The organism is Dyadobacter soli, assembly GCF_900101885.1.
GTDB lineage: Bacteria > Bacteroidota > Bacteroidia > Cytophagales > Spirosomataceae > Dyadobacter > Dyadobacter soli.
Window position 1 is genome coordinate 14,236 of sequence record NZ_FNAN01000021.1, and the last position, 21,126, is coordinate 35,361.

Genomic DNA, 21,126 nt, shown 5'->3' on the forward strand with positions numbered 1-21,126 from the left:
GATTACTGCTCATTTAAAAGATATTCAATTTGGATAACCGACTGATTGTAAGCATGGAGCAATTCCAGCCAGTTCAGGCGTATGCCCAGCGCGCGGTTCCACGCCTGCCCGTACTCGATGTACCCGATCTCGCCCGATTCGTACGCTTTCGTTGCGTTGTTTTGAATGGTACCGGCCAGCACAAGCGTATTGGTTTCGTACAAATCGAGGTTCTCCCGGGTTGTTTCAAAACTCCTAACCGCCTGTTCCAGCTCACTCGCCAGCCGCAACCGGGCCGCTTCTACCTGGTTCCGTGCTGCCTGCTCTCCTACTTCCGACGCTTTTACCCGCGCCTTGGAAGCCCCATTGAAAATCGGCAGCTGTATGCCTACCTGCATGCCTTGAAAGCGCTTTCCCGACCCGTAAAAAACCTCCCCGCTACCCGTATTCTGAAAGCCCGTGAGCGACTGGTTGAAATACCCGACATTGAATTCGGGCAGCATAGCAGCCTTTTGCACGGCTATTTGCCTGCTTCCGATCGTCGCCTGCTGCGCGAGATAGCGCAGGTACGGATTCGCGCCCAACGCAGACGTGTCGGGTGCGGATACGGCCAGGGGCCTGCGTACGAGCGAGTCGGTTTCGGCTTCGGTGAGGGTGTTGCTATTCACAAGCATTTGCAATGCGCGTTGCAGGTTCCGCAAATCGCCCTGGTTGCGAATGAGCTGTGCCCGGACGTCGCCCAGCTGGCTTTGCGCCGTGGCATATTCCAGCTGATTCGTTTCGCCGGTTTTGAACCGGATTTCGGCTGCTTTTACAAAACGCCCGGCACGAACCAGCTCCTCCGTCAGCAGTTTCTGTCTCGTTTTAAGCAAAACCTGTTGCTGGTAATTGACTTTCACCTGCCGCACCAGTTCCGCTTTGCTAACCTCCAGTTCCGCCTTCGCGCCATTCACTTCTTCCGACAATAGCGACTTGCGCTTTGCTACCGCCACGGGGTTGGGCAGATTTTGGGATAACAAAAAATGGTTATCGAACTTGATACTATTGTACTGCCCGCCCATCCATACGAGGTCGGTTTTACCCGGATCACCGGCCGTCTTTATCAATGCTTGCTGGTAACCTACGCGGTATAAATCACCTTTGACGAGGAGGTTGCGCTCCAAAGCTTCGTCGATGGCCCGGCGGAGCGAGACTTTCTGCGTGGGTAGTTCTGTGGCGGAATTTTGCAAAGTATTCCGGGATGCGTTAAGCTGCGCATTCGAGTGGCCCGGCAGCAGCATTACCAGCATTACCACAGCCGCCACCGCCATTTTGCCGCCCCGGCCTGATCCCCAACGCTTTTCGACAATCCCGTACCAGACGGGAAGCACGAGCAGCGTCAGCAAAGTGGCCGATACCAGTCCGCCGATTACTACCGTTGCAAGCGGTCGCTGTACCTCGGCACCGGCGCTCGACGACAGCGCCATGGGCAGAAACCCGAGCGAGGCCACCAGGGCTGTCATCAATACCGGCCGCAAACGGGTGTCGGTACCTTCGAAAATGACCTTTCGCAAATCCGTTTCGCCCGATTTTCGCAGCAAATTGAACTCCGCGATCAGTACGATCCCATTCAGCACCGCCACTCCGAACAATGCAATGAAGCCTATCCCCGCCGAAATGCTGAACGGCATATCGCGCACCCACAGCGCCAGCACGCCGCCGACGGCCGAAAACGGTATGGCCGTGAGTACGAGCAGGCTTTGGCGCAGTGAATGGAATGTAAAATAGAGTAATACAAAAATCAGCAGCAGGGCCACCGGTACCGCCACCGCCAGACGGCTATTGGCTTCCTGCAAATTCTGAAACTGACCGCCATAGGTTACAAAATATCCCGGCGGAAGCTTGATCTCCCGATCGATGCGGGTACGAAGCTCATTTACAATACTTTCCACATCCCGGCCGCGCACATTGAATGCGACGGTAATGCGGCGTTTGGCATCTTCCCGCTGGATCTGGTTGGCCCCGGTCTTCATTTCGATCGACGCGATCTGGCCGAGCGGCACCTGCCAACCTTCGGTATTGGTAACGAACAGTCCGCGAACGTCGTCGATGCTCTGGCGATCGGTCTTTTGCAGACGCACCACGAGGTCGAAACGCTTCTCTCCTTCGAAAACTAACCCCGCACCTGCACCCGCGAATGCGGCATTGAGCGTACGGTTGGCGTCGGCAACGGGAATGTGAAACTGCGCCAGCTTGTCGCGATCGAACCGGACGACGATTTGAGGGAGGCCGGTTACCGCTTCCACGTAAATGTCCTCCGCCCCGCGTACAGCGCCTGCGAGCTTGCCTATGCGTGCGGCCTGGCGTGCGAGCACGTCGAGGTCTTCCCCGAAAATCTTGATCGCCACGTCCTGTTTCACGCCGGTCATCAACTCGTTGAAACGCATTTGAATCGGTTGCTGAAAACCGAATGTGACCCCGGCAATGGATTCTTCCAATGCAGCCTGCATTTTTTCAGCCAGTTCCTCCCGGTTTTCGGCTTTTTTCCAAATCGATTTTTCCTTCAAAATCACCATCATATCCGCCGCCTCCACCGGCATCGGGTCGGTCGGGATTTCAGACGAGCCGATCTTACCGACTACTTCCACCACTTCATCCGGGAAGTTCTTTTGCAGTACAGCGGCCGCTTTTCGCGTAGCATCCACGGTTTCGGAAAGCGAGCTGCCGGTAAGTACGCGCAGCTCCACCGCAAAATCGCCCTCGTCCAGCTGCGGGATAAACTCGCCGCCCATTCGGGAAAAGAGCCAGAGACTTCCGCCGAGCAATGCCAGTGCAAGCAGCGAGACGAGCCATTTTCTTTGTAATGAAAAATCGAGCGCGGGGACATAAATGCGGCGAAAAAAGCCGACGATCCGGTCGGATATGCCGGGCTTGTATTCGTTTTTCTTGCTTAAAAACAGGGCCGACATCATAGGAACGTAGGTTAATGAGAGTATGAATGCGCCGAGGATCGCGAAGCTGACCGTCTGTGCCATAGGCCTGAACATTTTGCCTTCTATTCCCACCAGCGCGAGTATCGGCAGGTATACGATCAGGATGATGATTTCACCGAATGCAGCCGAATTCCGGATTTTGGAAGCCGATTCGTACACTTCGCGGTCCATTTCATCCTGCGAGAGACGATGCGTGTAACGTTTCGAAACGATATGGTGCAATGTGGCTTCTACAATGATGACGGCGCCGTCGACGATCAGTCCGAAATCGATCGCGCCGAGGCTCATCAGGTTGCCCGACACGCCAAAGAGGTTCATCATACTCACCGCGAAAAGCATGGCCAGCGGGATCACCGACGCCACCACGAGCCCGGCCCGCATATTGCCGAGCAGCAGGATCAGCACAAATATGACGATCAACGCTCCCTCGATCAGGTTTTTGGAAACGGTACCAATTGCATTGTTGACCAGCTTGGTACGATCCAGAAACGGCTCGATCACCACGCCGTCGGGCAGGCTTTTGCGGATCTGGGCAATGCGTTCTTTGACATTTCGGATCACCTCGGAGGAATTGGCGCCTTTGAGCATGAGTACCAGCCCTCCTACCACTTCGCCCTCATCGTTGCGCGTCATGGCGCCGTACCGCACCGCGCTGCCAAAACCTACCTCGGCAATGTCGCGGATCAGCACCGGCAGGCCGGTTTCCGTTTCCCCGACCTGGATTTTCCGGATATCGTCCAGCGTGCCGATCAACCCTTCACTCCGGATGAAGTAGGCATTGGGTTTCTTGTCGATGTAGGCGCCGCCTGTGTTCTGGTTGTTTTGTTCCAATGCTTCGAATATGCGGGCGATGGATATCCCGGCACTTCTGATCCGCAGCGGGTCGACCGCGATTTCGTATTGTTTCAGAAATCCGCCGAAACTGCTCACGTCGGCCACTCCGGCCGTACCTAGCAACTGCCGCCGCACGATCCAGTCCTGGATGCTGCGGAGTTCCATCGGCGGATATTTGGTCTCAAAACCCGGTTTGGTATGCAAAACATATTGGTAAATCTCGCCCAAACCTGTGGTCACCGGTGCGAGGCTTGGCGTACCTGTACCGGCCGGGATCTGCTCCACGGCGCTATGCAGCCGTTCCGAAACCTGCTGACGCGCCCAGTAAACGTCGACGTCGTCTTCAAAAACAATGGTTACCACCGAGAGTCCGAACCGGGAGATCGAGCGGATTTCCTCGGTGTGCGGAATGGTAGCCATCACCGTCTCGACCGGGAATGTGACCAGCCGCTCTACCTCCTGGGCAGCCAGCGACGGGCTCGTGGTAATGATCTGCACCTGATTATTGGTAATGTCAGGCACGGCATCGATAGGCAGCCGGGTAAGCGAGTACGTTCCCCAGGCTACCAGGGCAAGCGTGAATATTCCGACCACGAGCTTGTTGTGGATCGAAAAATGTATGATTTTATCTAACATTTCTGAATTAAAAAGAATGGATATACCACGCCGCACCCGCTGCCGAATGCAACAGGGCGACGATTTGTCCGATAAATGGTTGGTTATACCCTTTCCTGCGGCGGTTGCCAGAACCCGGCCTTGTCGCCGGTGTACAGGATTTGAAGATAAGAGAAGCTGGCCGGCGGTATCAGTTGGGAAACAGCATTCTCTGGCAATGCAGCGACGGTTGCGCTGATGGTCACGCTCGCGCAGCATGCGCATATGCAGAAGGGTGAGCAAAGGTCGATGGCCTCCTGGTGAGCATTGTCGCTATCTGAAACGACGGCGGCCGCAATGCCACTATCCGGCGGCGAAGCCTCATCCTGGCAGGGAATGCAGGAGAGCGCGAGCACGTAAAACGCCAACAGATATGCAAGGACGACCTTCATGCCCCAAAAATAGGGCAAATGCGAATGCAACAGGTAGTCAAAAAGAAATTTACGGAGAGTAACTGGCGCATTGCCGTTAATCAGCCGTTAACACCGATGGTAACTTAGGTGCCAAAATATAACATTGGCCGGATCGCAACGTATCTGCTTTTTTCTAATTTTGGACACAATGCTATCCAATAATCAATCTTTCAAGCAAAAACCGTTAACACAATGAAAGTAAAGTACTTGCTAACCATGATCCTGGCCCTTACCATCTTCGCGGTAAGCGCCGAAAACCTCAAAACAGCCAACGATTTGATCGGAACCTGGAAATATACCGTTTCCAACGTGCCACCGGAGTATGAAACCGGCTTCATGACGTTCGAGCAAAAGGACGACAAGACGAGCGGTTACCTCGGCCAGCAGGAGCGCATGGAAATGAAGGAACTGACCGTCGACCAGGGCAAAGTGACTTTCAAACTGGATTTCCAGGGCGGCATTCTCACCGTGACCATGACGCAGGACGGCGACAAGCTCACCGGCACCATCGTTTCACAAGACGGCGAATTCCCGATCACGGCTACCAAAGAGCCTGCGAAATAAGGGGTAAGCAAATCATTTCAGGAGCCGGGGAATTACCTCCGGCTCTTTTGTTTTTGACCTGATTAAAAATTAATTGACAATCAACAAATTTCGTCTTCACCGATAAGTAAAATCAGGTAACATCCATCTTCTTCTGCTACCCACTGAAATTTCGTTCCGGCCAATTTAGCACCGCGGTTCTCTTCACTCCACCGTCTGGTTTTGTATTTCCTTTTTTTCTGCATTTCATTCAGTATCACAATATGCCCCGCCGCTTCCGGCTAATGGTTTACGCTTTATAATGCTGTGTTTTCTCCATTTTAAACCCTGACGTTATGAAAACTTCTACCACATTTTTGTTCTCTGCATTGCTAATTGCATTACTTGGATGCCTCCTGGGCACTTCGCTCCTGCGTGTGCGCGAGTTTCAGCCTGTCAAATCAAAACCAAATGACAGTCAGCCTGTTATTTCACAAAATTTATCAGACAAAACCAAAGCCGGCATAATGGAAACCATTACCCGGCGTGAATACGACATTACGGATCGGCAGGGTATTTTACAAAGCCCGAACCGAAAACAGCGACTGCGCGCAGTTTACAAACCAGGCATATTGACGATTGAAGAAAGAATCAGCAATACGGATTTTTTTCAATTAAATATCAAAAACAAAGGCATATATGCCGACAAAAAGCTGCTCTACCAGCCTGAACTAGATTTTGAAATTGACAAAAACGAAAACCATCTCGTCATACGTCACGACGGTTTCAGTGAAGAATACATTAATAATGAAAGCGGCATCCGGCAGAACTTCATTATCCAAAAGGCGCCGCAAAACACGAGGACAATTACAGTCAGTCTTGAAGCTTCCGGGTTTGATATTACAGATTCAGGAAACAATACATTGTCTTTTACAAAAAAACGAAACAAAGAAAGTGACCCCGTAATCCTCACTTACGACGACCTTAAATGCTGGGACGCCGACGGAAAAGTACTGGCCGCCAGTCTGCACGGCAAGGGTAGCGAAATGCGAATCGATGTGGAGGTATCCAATGCAAAATTCCCCGTTACCATCGACCCGATCATCGCCAACGGCACGCCGACCAATGCCAATAAAAAAATGGAAATCAACCAGTATTACGCGTGGTTCGGGTACTCGGTAGCGAGCGCGGGCGATGTAAACGGCGACGGGTACAGCGATGTGCTCGTGGGCGCACCCAAGTACGACAACGGTGAGGCCGAAGAAGGAGCCGCATTCCTGTTTCCGGGCTCCGCCGAGGGGGTGACGCTTAGCGCAACATTGCTGCAAGGCAACCAGGCCTCCGCTGAGGCCGGCACATCGGTATCCAGTGCCGGGGACATCAATGGGGATGGATACAGCGACGTCCTCGTGGGCGCGCCTTACTACGGCCCTACCGATGCGGGCGCAGCGTTCGTGTATTTCGGCTCTTCTTCCGGCATTAACACCGTACCCGATGATACATTGATCGGCACGCAGGCCAGTGCCAATTTCGGAATTTCGGTAGCGACAGCCGGTGATGTAAACGGCGACGGATTCAGCGATTTCCTCGTCGGGGCCCACCAGCACGACAACGGCCAGACAAATGAAGGGGCCGCATTCCTTTATTATGGCGCTGCAAGCGGCTACGGCACACCCACACCGGTCATGCTCGAAGCCAACAAGGTCAACGCCATGATGGGCTATGCCGTAGCTCCTGCGGGTGACATCGATGGCGATGGGTACAGCGATGTGCTCTGCGGCGCGCGGTTGTACAGCAATGGACAGGGCTATGAAGGGGCGGTTTATATATTTAAAGGCAGCGCGGCCGGTATCGTCACCGCCAACCCGCAACATATCGAAAGCAACCAGGCCGATGCCCGCATGGGCCACTCCATTGCCACGGCTGGGGATGTGAACGGCGACGGGTACAGCGACGTCATCATAGGCGCCTACCTTTATGACAATGGGCAAAAAAATGAAGGCGCTGCCATGATCTACCACGGCAGCAGCGCCGGCTTAAACCCGACTCCGGCCCTCACATTGGAAGGGAATCAGACCGAGGCATGGTTCGGCTGGGCAGTAGCTGCTGCGGGCGACGTGAATGGCGACGGCTACGCGGATGTGATCGTAGGCGGAAGGTATTTCGAAAACGGGCAGGCCAATGAGGGAAGCGCATTCGTGTACCATGGCTCGGCGAGCGGCCTGAAACCGACACCGGCGTCGACCATCGAGAGCAACCAGGGAAATGCATGGCTTGGCTCAGCCGTTGCATCAGCCGGCGATGTCAACGGCGACGGATACAGCGATATTATCATCGGCGCATACACGTACGACAGCGGGCAGACTGATGAAGGGTTGGCGATGGTGTATCATGGATCGGCGTCGGCCATTGAACCCACACCTGGCACTACCACAAATGGCACCACCTACTCGGAGCTGAGTACATCCATGTCCTACGCCGGAGACTTGAACGGTGACGGCATTGACGATGTGATCGCCGGGGCTCCCACGCACGATCCGACTATGAATCTGGGGTTAGTATTCGTATACTATGGCACCCTCGATGGCCTGGACACACCGTCGGCCACTATTCTTTACACGGAAGATGAATATTACGCATATGGAGAATCGGTCTCCGGTGCAGGCGATGTGAATGGCGATGGCTACGACGACATCATCGTGGGAGCTTACAGCTATTTCGCTACCGGGAAAGCTTTCGTATACTACGGATCGGCAACCGGGATCAGCCAAAGCTCCAAAACCGAGCTAAGTTATACCTCGGGTTCGTTCGGCCACCGGGTTGCAGGCGTGGGCGATCTCAACGGAGACGGGTTTGCGGACGTGGCCGTCAACGTACCTCAATATACAGAAGATGAAGCTATTCGAGGGGCGGTGATGGTCTATTTCGGTTCGGCCGCAGGCATTGGTACAACACCCAAAATATATGTCGGCCAGGAAGATCCCTATTCGTTCAGCAGGATCTCTGGTGCAGGCGACGTGAACGGCGATCATTATGATGACCTGATGATCGCAGACTTTGAACCGGGCGGTACGGAAGCGAAAGTGATGGTGTATCATGGTTCGGCTACGGGACCGGGCGATACGCCGGCGGTCACCCTGGCTTCGGGAATCAGCGGGGCAGTTATCGATGCCATAGCGAAGGGGGGAGATGTTAACGGGGATGGATTCGGGGATATTTTGATAGAAGCGAAAGTTTCAGGAGGCGGAAAAGCACTGGTATATTATGGATCTTCTACCGGATTGTCGGCTGTAAACCGCACGGTCATATCCAAGAACAACGTCGGCTTCGCAAGCGCACTCGGCGCTGCGGGCGATGTGAATGGCGACGGATACGGCGATGTGGTGATCGGAAACGGCGGCTATATTCTCCCGGGCGGCCAGTTCCCCAGCGGAGCTGCTTACGTATACCTTGGCTCGCCGGCAGGCATTAGCACCACTGAGGTGATTGCTATCACGGATAGTGCACCGGACTGGCTGATGGGCCACACAGTGAGCGGAGCGGGCGACGTAAACGGCGACGGGTACAGCGATGTGCTGGTGGGGGTAAAACATTATGCCGACGCTTATAACGGAAGCCAGGGCCAGGTACGCGTCTACCATGGCAACAACGGCAAAAACCTGCGCAACGACGCGCGCCTCTACAATGCAGACCTTACTTCCTATTACAACCAGAACTACCCCGGCCAGAATACGGAAACCAACTTCGGAATAGGGTTATTTGTGAAATCTTTCCTGGGTACCAACAAGGGTAAGCTCGTGTGGGAAACCCGCTCGCCGGGCAATGCCTTCTCGCAAACAGGTTCGGCGCCCATTACGAACAGCACGCAATATACGGGCGCCCAAAACGCGTACGTAAGTCTGGCCGCGACTGGTACGGAGTTGAAAAATCTTATTGCCAAGGCTAGTCCGGCCACCAATGTGCGGGTCCGTGTGAAATACGATCCGGTATTGGCATTGACCGGCCAGCAATATGGCCCGTGGCGTTACCTGCCCGATTACCTGCTCGGTAATGCTATCGCGCCGCCGCCTCAGCCGGAAACTTCCGTATTGCGCAGGAGCACCATCGCAAACCGTGAATTCGGGCCTGCATTAGTTGTATATCCTAATCCGGTGACGGACAAAATCATCATACGCAACCAGAATGCCACAGCTATTCAAAGCCTCGAACTGATTTCGCCGGACGGGAAATCGATACGGAAAACGCCTGCCGGGCAGCAGGATATGAATGTCAAAGACCTGCCTTCAGGCACCTATCTTTTAATTATCAATCAAAAAAGCAAAACCAGTACGCACAAGGTTTTGATCAGGTAATGACGGTTGCCAAAAAAAGCGGGGCCCAGCAGCATGATCGGCTGGCCCCTGCTTTTTTTTCAAACCTCATTTCACCCGCACATACTTCTCGATGTTCAACCGCTCCACGCCTGCGGCCTCCACCTTCTCCACGCCGCGCTGCACGAGCGTATCGTTTTGAATGGAAACGGTAAAATGAAACTCATTGCCCTCCCATTCACGGGCGGTGCAGTATTCCAGCTTTTCGGTATATGCACTGTCTTTCAATGTGTAAGTACCTCCGCCGGAGGAAAAGCTGGCCTTCGTCGAATCTTTTCCATTATTCAGATCGTGCTGCAAGAAGGCAAAATGGCTGTCGTTGATGATTTTAATGAAGGAAACATTCTTCGTGTAGTCGGTAACGGTAGTGTCGCCCTTCTCGATCAATGTGCCGCTCAGGAGTTTCCATGTGCCTTGCAAAGGTGTGGTTGCGCCCCCCTTGGCTTCTCCCTCAGTGGGGCGGTTACAGGCATTTAAGGTAATCAGCGAAAGTGCCAGCAGCGAAAAAAATGCTTTCATAAAGAATTGATACTGTTAAGGGTTTTAAACTATTTATTAAATGGATTAACCAAAATCTGGAAAAACCCGATATTTTCATAGCTTAATCCCGAATTTCAACTACCCGCCACATGATTGTACCCTATTCCTGTATGCCCGGGGCGTCATCCCCACTACTTATTCCGGATCGAACAAACAAATTCCAAACCCGGGTATCATTATCGTCGAAGGAACAGCTTCGTAACGACCCGGACATTTGCTTTTACAGGTAATCAGACAATCGTTTCAACCCGCGTACCGGATCCCGCTCTCCGTTTCAGCCCAGTCCCACAGTCGCTTTGCGACAGTTTCATCCAGCCCGTGCGGCTCGATTGCCAGCTTTGCAGGATACCCGCGATAGCCGCCCGGCTCGTCCGGACTGTAAAAATTGCCCCCCTGCACATCGTCGGCCACGGCCGCGTAAAGCGACGGTAATGCACCCTGCCAAGGCTCCATCAACGCACCGATCCGGTCGACCGCCGCATTGTATTCAGCCTCCGTCATGAAGCGCGAAAGATCGGTTTTGTTGGCGCCCGGCTGAGCTGCAACGGAAATCACCTGATCACCCGCAGCCTCGATCCTGCGCTGTAATTCCACCGAAAACAGGACATTGGCCAGTTTGCTCTGCGCGTACTCGCGGAATGCGTCGTACGAATGCTCCGAATGCAGGTTATCAAAATCGATCACGCCCCGCAGATAGGCCATGCTGCTCACTGTAACTACGCGGGAGCCAGGTGTGTCCACGCCGGGCGTCGCATTCAGCAGCGGGTACAAATGGCCCGTCAACGCGTAATGCCCCAGGAAATTCACGCCGAATTGCAGCTCAAAACCGTCGTCGGTTTTGGAAGCAGGCGGCGTCATCACCCCGGCATTGTTGATCAGGATGTCGAGTTTTTTGTGTTTTTGAATAAATGCACGAGCAAATTCACCGATCGCATTCAAATTGGCGAGGTTGAGAATGGCTATTTCCAGGCTTCCCTTACCGCCTTGCGCAAGCAAGCGTGCCTCCGCATCCTGTGCATTGCGCTCGCTCCTGCACGCTAGTACCACGTGCGCGCCGGCTTCGAAAAGTGCTAATGCCGTTTCATAACCTATTCCGGTGTTTGCCCCGGTCACGATCACCGTCTTGCCGGTCTGATCGCCGATATTCTTTTTTGTCCACATAATATGAAAGATTAATAGGACAAAATTCAGAAATACGTCGCCAAGGCAACTACCGATTCGAAGTCAAAAACTACAAAAATCAATCGACATCAGTTTGCCTGAACTGCCGGGGCGTCATACCGGCGGCATTTCGGAAGAAGCTTGAAAAGTGGTTGGGTTCTTCAAAGCCCAGCCCCCAGGCAATTTCATTGACCGTCCAGTTGGTGCTTTTCAAAAGGATTTTCGCCTCCTGGGCAATGCGTTCGCTGATAAGCTGCGAAGTGGTTTGTCCGGTGGTTTCCTTTAATGCCTTATTGAGGTGGTTAACATGAATATTCAACTGCTTCGCGAATGCCGAAGGAGCATTCAGCCGGATCACCTGGTTGCTCAGCTCGATCGGGAATTGCCTTTCCAGCAACTCGGCAAATAATGCCGTAATGCGCTCGGCGGCATTGGAACCCGTGTGCGGCTGACCCGCCGCGGGGACCATTTTCTGGGCGCTATGCAAGAGTTCGAGCAGCATTGTGCGCAGGAAATCATATTTAAATGCATAATCTCCTTCCAGCTCGGCCAACATTTTCTCAAACAGATTCTTATAAATGCAAACATCTTCCGGCGCCAGGTTAATAACGGCCGCTCCCGGCGACTGAAACACCGGATAATCCTTAATCCCGCCAAACCGGCTGAAAAAAGTCTCCGTAAAAATGCAGACATACCCGCTCTGCTGCTCGTCGATCCGCTCCCAATGGTAAGGGATCATCGGGTTCGTAAAAACCAGCGAAGAGCCCGTCACCTCGATGGACTGATCGGCATAATGGATCTTGCTATGCCCATTCACCAGGCTCACTTTGAAAAAATTCCGCCTGCTATACGTCGCGGGCCTGTCCCTGGAAATCATCAGGTCCTCGACCTTGAAAATATTAAAATGCCCCACCCCGCTCTCCCCACTCTCCGGTTCGCGGTTGATATGCTTGTAAAATGATTTGAGTTCGAGGAATGATGACATGGGATAAAGGTACGAAAATCAAAGTATCACCAACTCTTTCAGGATTGATTTACCGAAGTAATTGGGATTGTAACACCTACAAAACAAGCCGTTTTCCAATAAATAGACACCACTGACCGCTCATTCATCCATTAGCCAACCTTCAAGCCTAAACACATTGCTTTGCAGCCAGTTAATATCATTTTTTCACGTAAATCAATTTACACAAATGAATTTAGTACAAAAATTACCGCTGGGTTTAGCGCTGGCAAGTTGCATGATGATGAGTAGCTGCTCGCAGGAGGATGTGCAGGTGGTAGGACGAGAGCAAACGCCGAATACATCGTCAGGTCTGAAAGTTGCGGCAAACCCAAACATTCCAACTACAGAAGGTTGGCCTGGGGACCATTCTTTTGCAACAGGTTGGGAGAAATTGACATGGGTTGTGCCCGACAACAAACAACTGTATTCAGTGGGAACTTCTACAAGAACTCACCTGTGGGGGAACCCGTATCTCCCTTGGACAAAGCCATTGCCGCAGCTTACTGCTAGCGTTAGCAACAATGCCGGTAATTTTGTTACTGTTATGTACCAGAAAAATGTTCTTAATAATTCAACCTCCTATTCGAAGATGAGAACAAAAATCAACAACTTAGTGCCTGGAAAGGCATATGCCTTTACGTTGTATACTGCCAGCACCATTCGAGTTAAAAATGGCCAAAGCACTCAATACTCACCTGGTATGATTGTAAGCATTATTGGAAATCTCGCGCCGTCGAACGGTATGGGACCAGATCAAACGATAATTGACCTTAACGGAAAAGAAGCAGAGTGGGTAAGCAAGACTATTACATTCGTCGCTCAGGCAACGGAAGCTTATTTTATGATCATGCCTTACGCCAGCACACAATACCATAACACGCACGACCAATTCTTTCACTATACGCATGCGTTTGTGCCTCAAAATGCAATAACAGAAATCCAATAATGAAATTTCAATCTGGAAATAAAGACCAGCAGTAGAGGTGTTTAAAAATTATGATCTACCAGAAGAGAATACATAATATTTAATATCAATCTCTTAAAACGAGAAATACAGCAAGCCCATAATACGGCTTTGCTGTATTTCGTACCTGAGCACAAGCTACAAAATGAGCTATAATTCGCAGCTCTTTTTGCATCGTCACCATAATCACTCATACCCCTTCACCGCCGAATACCCATTCGCAATCACATTCACAACCCTCGCTCGGTACACATCCGGGTCGGTTGGCGCAGTGGTGGCGAGGCCGTCGACGTAGCGGTTGAACATGCAGAACGCGGCGGCGATGAGGACGGTGTCGTGGATCTGGCGGTCGTCGGCGCCGTGTTCGCGGGCGCGGGCGATATGCTCGGCGGTGACGTGCTTGCCACCACGCTGGACGCTGCCGGCGATGGATAGCAGCGCTTTCATCCGTTCGGACACCTCCGTTTCGGCGAAATTCTCTTTAACACTTTTCACGAACGACCAGTCTTCATCTTCCAGATAAGCGCTGGCAATAGCCCCGTGGATGGTCTGGCAGAAAAAGCAGTCGTTTTGCGACGAAACATAAGTACCTATGAGCTCGCGTTCGCCGCGCGTGAGGCCTTCGTCGCTGCACATCAATGCATTAGCCAATACATTCATAGGTGCGGCGGTGGCGGGGCTGAACCGCATGGGGCCAAGGATACCGGGGAAGCCGGGTTCGAATTCGATATGGGGCATTGTTAATGATTGAATGAGTGAATGAGTGAATTAAAGCTTCGCACTTGCCAGCTTCGTTCCTTCCACGCGGGCGCGGATTTTCTCGAATGCGATCTCGCGTGCGGTGGAAACGTCATCGGCGAAGGGCGAGAAACCGCAGTCGTCGGTAGAACCGAGCTGGTTGAGCGGGATGTATTCTACGGCTTGCAGGAGCAGGTCTCGGATTTCTTCGGGTGTTTCGATCCTCGGGTTCAGCACGTCGGTGACGCCGAGGAATACACGCTGGCCGGGCCGCATGTTTTCACGGATAGATTGCAATACGGCAACTTTGTCTTTCTCCCCGGCATATTCGAGGTAGAAATTGCCTGCATTCAATTGAAAAAACAGCGGCAGCAGGTCCGAATACGGCACATCGGCGCTGTGGGTAGAGTCATGGTCGCCACCGGGACAGGTATGGATGCCGATCCGGCTGCGCTCGTCGGCGGTGAACCGGTCGAGTACCTGGTTGTTCAGCGATATGAATTGCCGCAAAAGCCCCTGGCTCGGATCGAGTTTCAGGGCTAACCGTGCTTCGGTGAAGTCGATCTGCACATTGTAGGCGTGCTCGTTCAGGCATTTGCGGATGTCGGATTCGGCCTGATCGAGCAGATCGGCGATAAACTGGCTTTGCGGGTAGCTATCGATGCCCGCGGCCGGATAGAGCAGGCTCATCGCCGAGGCCGATATAACGGCTTGTTTTACGGGCAATGCGGTATGTTTTCGCGCCTCACGCAGGTAATCCACTGCGAAATTGCGGTACCGGAATGGCCCCGACGTCAGTACCGGTAACTGCCGCGTATGCCCGTCCTCGAATGGAATAGTGACGCCGCCAGCGCCGAGGTTCAGTGCACCGTGAATGGGGTATGTCGCGAAGCTGGGCTTGCTCTGTTCCCCGTCGGAAATGACCGGCGAACCGGTACCTTCGAGGGAGATAATGGTTTCGCGGGTGGCTTGTGAAAACAGCCTGGCAAGGTCTTCGGACGAAATTTCCGCTTTGGCATAAGCCTGCATGGCCTGTTGCAGGTATGCGGGACGCGGAATGCTTCCGATGGGCTCGGTAGGGATATTTGCCATATTTTTCTGGTTTAATGGAATACAAATGATTGAGAATAAACCGCACGCGATCCTGCAACCGAAGTATTCTCCGGTATTGGCGTGCTCAGGAATGTTACAGGGCAAGTTTCCTAAATCTACAAAGAATGCTGGCTTATCCTGTGTAGCAATTATTCATTTTATTCAAATAAATCACTAAAAAGTGTTCTTTTGCAAATTCCGGGTCAGTTTTCAACTGATTTCCGGAAAACCGCAAAGTAATTCCGGTTACAACTGCTGCCTGATCACCGATCATTAACGTTAAATTGGCCCCCCTTAATTCTCAGTCCCTATAATTGATAATCCGCGGTACAACCGCGCTGCCCCATGAACCGCCCATTCGTTGCCTTTCTTATCACATTACTATTCGCATCGAACGCCCACAGCGTGCTGGCACAATGGGATCAACTGTTAAACAAAACCTACCCGCAGCGTTACCAGGATTTAAGCAAGATCTACGTGCGAATAATCGCCGACGGTGATTCTACATCGGCATTTCGTGAGATTGCCTCCATGAAACGTTGGGCAAAAGCGCACGACGACAGCGAGCTTGAACTGGAATCGGACCTTTTAAAAGCCTACTACCTCACCATTCGACATACAAACCAGACGGCCCGCATTGCCTCAATGCTCAACGAGCTCGTGGTAAAGGCTACCGAACAAAACAGTAAACAGCTCATCGCACGGTCGCTTAAAGTGCTTGGGGATTATTACTGGACCGATGGCAGAAATTACGAATTGGCGTTTGAGACCTACATACAGATGGAAAGCATTCTGGATGAAGTAGATACAGACGAATTTCCAGACAAAGGTTATGCGCTGGCCGCTATTGCACACCCATACTACAATTTCTCGGATTATGAAAAGGCATTGCCCCTCTTGCAGCAGATCCTGCATTTAAAATTCAACCCGGACATGCATGCCGGGTATAACTCGGCGCTCGTTACTACCGCCGTCATTTACCGGAAACTCGGTAACCTCGATTCGTCCGACCATTACTTTCGAAGGGTGATCCGGAAGGAATCTCCGGGAAACTACAAGCTCTGGGCGGCCATTGCACGGGGCGGTCTGGGCGAAAATGCCTATTTGCGGGGCAATTACGCGGAAGCGATGCCTTTGCTGCAAGCCAATATCGATGAAGCTATTGCACAAAAAGATTACGGTCCGGCTGCCCAGTCGTTGATTACGCAGGCTAATATCCATTTGAAAAACAATGCCTACAAGAAGGCAGAGCAACTCGCCCATACGGCGAGGCATTATCTGGACATTACGCATCCCGAACGATACCGTCATTTCCAGGACTTGTACACTGTTCTCGTGAAGCTGTCTGTCGAACAGGGCAAACCGAAACTGGCGGAAGCTTATCTGGACTCCGCATTGTTCGCCCGAGACAGTATGAATCGCAAGTACAATGAAAAACTGATGATCCGGGCGCAACAGAAGACGGAGTTACACAAGCTTCGCGCCAAAATGGAAAGGGCGGAGTCGGACCAGAAACTGAAAGTGATCGAGCGTAACATGTCATTGGCCCTTGTGCTGCTGGTCGCGGTAGGCGCCGTGTATGTATACCAGACACAGCGGAAGCGCCATCGGCAGGCCCAATTGTTAAAAGAGATGGAAATCAGGCAAAAAGAACAGGAGCTGGAAAACGCCACGCTGCAATTGAACGAGTTTGCCCGCAACATTTCTGAAAAAAGCAAGCAGATCGAAACACTCGAAAACAAGCAGGGCCCCGATCCCGAGGCCCTGACTCAATTACGTGAAAGTACAATCCTGACACAGGAGGATTGGGATTATTTTAAAAAACTCTTCGGCAAAGTACACGGCGACTATCTGCACCGCCTCCGCGAGAGATTTCCCGACCTCACCCAGGGCGAAATGCGGTTTATTGCATTGGCCAAGCTGGGCCTGGGTTACCAGGAAATGTCGGCCACGCTGGGAATCAGCAGTCACGCCGTCCGCACTACCAAATACCGGCTACTCAAAAAAATCGATGTGCCTGACGACCGCAGTCTGGAAGAACTGGTCATGGACATCTGACGACCTACTCGATCGCTACCTTTTTTGTGTGTATAGCGGAGCCGGTTTGCACGCGCAAGACGTAAATGCCTTTGGCAAGGTTAACGACAGGCAGTTCAACCCGTCCATTTCTCAATTCTTTCCTGACCACGACAACCCCGTTCGTATTCGTTAACGTCGCATTTCCGGAATCAGCCCCGGTCATTTCGAGTTGCAGCAAAGTAGTGACAGGATTAGGATAAACTTGCATTTGAAGTCCATTTCCATGATCTGCCGCAACGATCTGGCTCAATGCATATGAACCGTCGAGATCCACCATTTTCAGGCGATAATAATTCAAACCCGCTTGCGGATGATAGTCGGTAGCGAAATAACGATGTCCTCCCGAACCGGTCGCCGCTGGTTGCCCGGGCAGAATTTCCCAATGCCGGGCATCGGAGCTGCGGTGAATTTCGAAATGGCTGGTATTGAACTCTTCGGCTGTGAGCCATTCCAATTGTGTAGTATTTTCAACCTTTTCTGCCTTAAAACTGACGAGCGTCAAAGGTAGCGGATCGACATTGCTGACAAAAAAGCCACTAAATCCCGTTACGTCGAATGCAATTTCCCACCGGTTGAGGTCGCTGTTCCAGGAAATATCATTATCATCGGGGTTAATGGTAGTGACATTGCCGCTATACGATCCGGGCTGTCCGGTAGCCGATGTTCCGTGGTATTGAACAACAAGCAAATTCGCTTTTCCTGTACCGTCCGACGGTGAAGTTGGCAGTTGGATACCACCTGCGGTACTATTGAATGCGTCAAACTCGGATTGAAGAAAAAACAGCTTGATCCTCGCCGTAGCGCTTCCTGCATTGTCGGCGGGTAGGATTTCATAATGTCGCTGAACAAACTTAACTGCCTCGGTTGTGATTACCCCTCCCTCAACGAATGTCTTCGCTTGCACGCTCCCACTCACCGGCGCGGGGCCTGATGGCGTCACCTGCGCGATGACCCGGCACCCGGAAACCAGGAAACCATTGGAGGTACCGGCGACAATTGCCTGGGAAACAGCATCACCATTTACAGACAAGCTGCTGCCGTCGCGGTAGGATTGTAATTCGTAAGCGCCCATATCGGCTGTCACGTCGAATACCCTGGACAGCCCCAAAATGTCCGTTGGAGGAATATTGCCGGCGAACAAACCGGCGTTGATCCCCGGGCTGCAAGGCGACAGCCTGAGTCCGTCATCGGCCGTCATCCATTGGTTATCCGCGCCGTCGGGATCGGACTGGGCTACAAACAGTGCGTCGGTATTCACAACCCCGGTACCACTGTGTCCGTCCTGCACAATGGAATGCGCTACGACCGGAGTCGAGATCAGATCGTAAATCCCTGCCGGGGCCTGCCCGCTGTTACCCCATACCACCGTATTGAGGATCGACGGAGTTGACAACAGCATGTTGTATATCCCGGCTCCTTCGACCGTGGAGGTGTTACGTGCGACGGTGCAATGTTGGATGGTTGCCTCGGAGTTAAATCCATTAAAAATCCCGCCACCGCCACTCGTACCCGAGTTATCAGAAATCACGCACTGGCTGATCGTTGGTGCGGTACCGTCCCCAAACAGCAGAATTCCTCCTCCATTATTGGCTTTATTATTTGTAAAAACACAATTCGCGATCGTCGGTGACGACGAGTACAGCGCAATGCCGCCGCCTCCCGTAGCGTCTACGGGTACTCCGGATATACTGGCACTGAGGCCGGTTCCATCGGCATTCCCGTCGCGGACAATGAAGCCATCGAGCCGTGCGGCCAAATTGGTATTTACTGCAACAATAACGTGATAGGAATTATCGGCATCCCCCGCAGAACCGATATCGCCGGAAAGAACAGTCTGATGAGCCCCCGCATTTCTCGCGGAAAGCTGGGTTTCATCCCCTTTAAAGCCACCATAGATCGACACATTGCTGATCAGGTAGAACGCATTGTGCCGGGCACCGCCGAGATTGAGGTTATAAGGCTGACCGGAAGGTTTATACGTTCCTTTTTTTACCCATATTTCGGTAATCCCCGGGCAGCCCGCCGCGATGTTGAGTGCATTGCTGAGATCGCCGAGCGCGTCGCCCCACCCTGAACCTTCCCCTGATGCACCTTCGGCCACATACAAACGGCCCACGAGTACGTTCAGCCCTACGGCGGTTGAGAATATATCTCCGCACGCGTTGGTGATTTTAACTTTATATTGTCCGCCATGGTCGCCGACAATGATGTTATGGACCGTCAGCGTTGCGGAATTAACGCCGCTGTACCTGGCGTTGTTCATCAGCGGGGTATCGCCATTGTACCATTGGTAGGACATCGTGGTAGTGCTGCTGGCCGTTACTGAGAAATTAACGGATGAAGTTCCGGGGCAAGTTGTTACCTTCTCGGGAGATGATGTAATATTCGGTAAAGCACCCGTCGTGATAGCGACGCGTCCCGTCGGATCAGCATTCGTCAAATAGCCGACCATAACATTGGCACTGCCATTCCCTGCTCCGCTTGCCGTATAGGTCGCCGTGGCCTTACCATCCGCCTGAATACTGGCCTGCGCATTAGAAATATTGCCATTCACGGCGCTGAAACTGACCGGCAGGCCGATCAGCTGGCTCAAATTGGATAAAGCAACCGACGACCCTGCGGAGTTGTTCAGAAAGCTGCCCGTAACCGTAGTCTGGCTCGCAGACGGAACGCAAAGCGAAGCATTATCCACCGCAGGCTTCAAAACGAGCCAAGGGTTGGTCGTCAGGGTAGCGGTACCTAATCCGTCGACGATGTAGGCCGGTTCGCTGCATGTCCCACCAGCCTGCGGATCGGTGTTGCAGCCCCACCAGTTATTGGTAGCATTCACCGCGCCATCGACCGATTTCCGGACAGATAATGCATCCTTCACCGAATTACCCAGTTTATTCCCTGTAAAAACATTGTAGTTAATGTCAACCGCAAAACTGCTGATAACGGAAATAGCCCCGCCTTCGCTGTTGGTCGTCATACCTGTTGAGTTATCCAGGAATTTGTTTTTTTCGATTTTGGTGTAAAAAGAAGGGCTTGAAGCCGAATAAACGGCTCGCAGGCCGATCGCTCCACCGTAGGTAAAATATCCGGAAGTTGCCAGGTTATTGGTGAATGTGGAATTGGTAATGGTGGCGCTGCCGGTTGTCGTGATAGTCGAGTTATAATAACTGATTAATATCGCTCCGCCGGTGGCGTTGTCAGTCGTAGAAAGTATCTTGTTATCATGAAATGTGCAGTTATCGACGGTCAACGCACCACCACCCGCCATCGACAAAGCCCCGCCACCTAAAACCTCGGCGACATTGCCTTCAAATGTGCAATTGGTAATGTTGGTAACATTGCCAGGCCCCCCGCAGAGAATCGCCCCTCCTCCATAACTGTCGGAGTTCTTCCCACCCGTGAATTTGATGCCGGATATGGTGGTCGTCACCCCTGACACGGTTCCGGACGAGTTGATGAAAAATATCCGCCCCTGCATCGTGGTAGTCATATTGATGACCGTCGAGCCCGGCCCGGTCCCTATGATCGAAATATTCTGAGCATTGTTACCGAACTCTATCGTTCCGAGCGTGAGGTTGTAGGTGCCGGCAGGTACATTAATGGTATGCGGCCCGCCCCCGAGCGCGTCCGCCGCCAGGATCGCCCCACGGAGCTGCGACGGGTCGTTGCCGTCCGTGGTTTGGGTTACGTTAAAGGTATTTGCATGCGCGTTTAGCTGCACGCTGGCGCTTAACAATAGCATGGCCAATACCCTATGCAGGAAAAAACTAGTAGAAATTTTCATCATAGTATAAGTTATTAGGGAACC

The 21,126-nt window shown here is 52.4% G+C and carries 12 protein-coding genes; 4 read left to right on the top strand and 8 right to left on the bottom strand.

Features of this window, described 5'->3' with window-relative positions; genetic code table 11:
* Window positions 1-2 precede the first annotated feature (2 nt).
* A complete protein-coding gene (locus BLQ88_RS29070; RefSeq protein WP_090156534.1) occupies window positions 3-4,421 on the bottom strand; it encodes a CusA/CzcA family heavy metal efflux RND transporter in 4,419 nt (1,472 codons plus the stop codon).
* 83 nt (window positions 4,422-4,504) lie between these two features.
* Entirely contained in the window at window positions 4,505-4,831 is a 327-nt protein-coding gene (locus BLQ88_RS29075) for a DUF6660 family protein (protein WP_090156535.1), read from the bottom strand.
* A 213-nt stretch (window positions 4,832-5,044) separates the two neighbouring features.
* On the opposite strand from BLQ88_RS29075, the gene BLQ88_RS29080 reads away from it, so the two are divergent.
* A complete protein-coding gene (locus BLQ88_RS29080; RefSeq protein ID WP_090156536.1) occupies window positions 5,045-5,416 on the top strand; it encodes a hypothetical protein in 372 nt (123 codons plus the stop codon).
* Between the two features lie 314 nt (window positions 5,417-5,730).
* A complete protein-coding gene (locus tag BLQ88_RS29085; RefSeq protein WP_090156537.1) occupies window positions 5,731-9,726 on the top strand; it encodes an FG-GAP-like repeat-containing protein in 3,996 nt (1,331 codons plus the stop codon).
* Between the two features lie 66 nt (window positions 9,727-9,792).
* Here BLQ88_RS29085 and BLQ88_RS29090 read toward each other — a convergent pair whose 3' ends face one another.
* The 3 genes from BLQ88_RS29090 to BLQ88_RS29100 form a co-directional block, all read right to left on the bottom strand.
* Window positions 9,793-10,263, bottom strand: a complete 471-nt coding sequence (locus BLQ88_RS29090; RefSeq protein WP_090156538.1) for a hypothetical protein — start codon at window positions 10,261-10,263, stop codon at window positions 9,793-9,795.
* 264 nt (window positions 10,264-10,527) lie between these two features.
* Window positions 10,528-11,445 (bottom strand): oxidoreductase, encoded by a 918-nt coding sequence (locus tag BLQ88_RS29095; protein ID WP_090156539.1) that lies wholly within the window; start codon window positions 11,443-11,445, stop codon window positions 10,528-10,530.
* Between the two features lie 79 nt (window positions 11,446-11,524).
* Window positions 11,525-12,430 (bottom strand): helix-turn-helix domain-containing protein, encoded by a 906-nt coding sequence (locus tag BLQ88_RS29100; protein WP_090156540.1) that lies wholly within the window; start codon window positions 12,428-12,430, stop codon window positions 11,525-11,527.
* A gap of 208 nt (window positions 12,431-12,638) precedes the next feature.
* Here BLQ88_RS29100 and BLQ88_RS29105 point away from each other — a divergent pair, with 208 nt between their 5' ends.
* A complete protein-coding gene (locus tag BLQ88_RS29105; RefSeq protein ID WP_090156541.1) occupies window positions 12,639-13,397 on the top strand; it encodes a hypothetical protein in 759 nt (252 codons plus the stop codon).
* 204 nt (window positions 13,398-13,601) lie between these two features.
* Here the strand turns inward: BLQ88_RS29105 and BLQ88_RS29110 are convergent, their stop codons facing one another.
* Both BLQ88_RS29110 and BLQ88_RS29115 read right to left on the bottom strand, forming a co-directional pair.
* A complete protein-coding gene (locus tag BLQ88_RS29110; protein ID WP_090156542.1) occupies window positions 13,602-14,153 on the bottom strand; it encodes a carboxymuconolactone decarboxylase family protein in 552 nt (183 codons plus the stop codon).
* A 30-nt stretch (window positions 14,154-14,183) separates the two neighbouring features.
* Window positions 14,184-15,245, bottom strand: coding sequence for a cobalamin-independent methionine synthase II family protein (locus tag BLQ88_RS29115; protein ID WP_090156543.1), 1,062 nt, complete (start codon window positions 15,243-15,245; stop codon window positions 14,184-14,186).
* 345 nt (window positions 15,246-15,590) lie between these two features.
* On the opposite strand from BLQ88_RS29115, the gene BLQ88_RS29120 reads away from it, so the two are divergent.
* Complete coding sequence (locus BLQ88_RS29120; RefSeq protein ID WP_090156544.1) at window positions 15,591-17,303, top strand: tetratricopeptide repeat protein; 1,713 nt, start codon at window positions 15,591-15,593, stop codon at window positions 17,301-17,303.
* A gap of 4 nt (window positions 17,304-17,307) precedes the next feature.
* Here the strand turns inward: BLQ88_RS29120 and BLQ88_RS29125 are convergent, their stop codons facing one another.
* Window positions 17,308-21,105: a right-handed parallel beta-helix repeat-containing protein gene (locus tag BLQ88_RS29125; protein WP_176885151.1), complete on the bottom strand. Its 3,798-nt coding sequence runs from the start codon at window positions 21,103-21,105 to the stop codon at window positions 17,308-17,310.
* Between the last annotated feature and the right edge of the window lie 21 nt (window positions 21,106-21,126).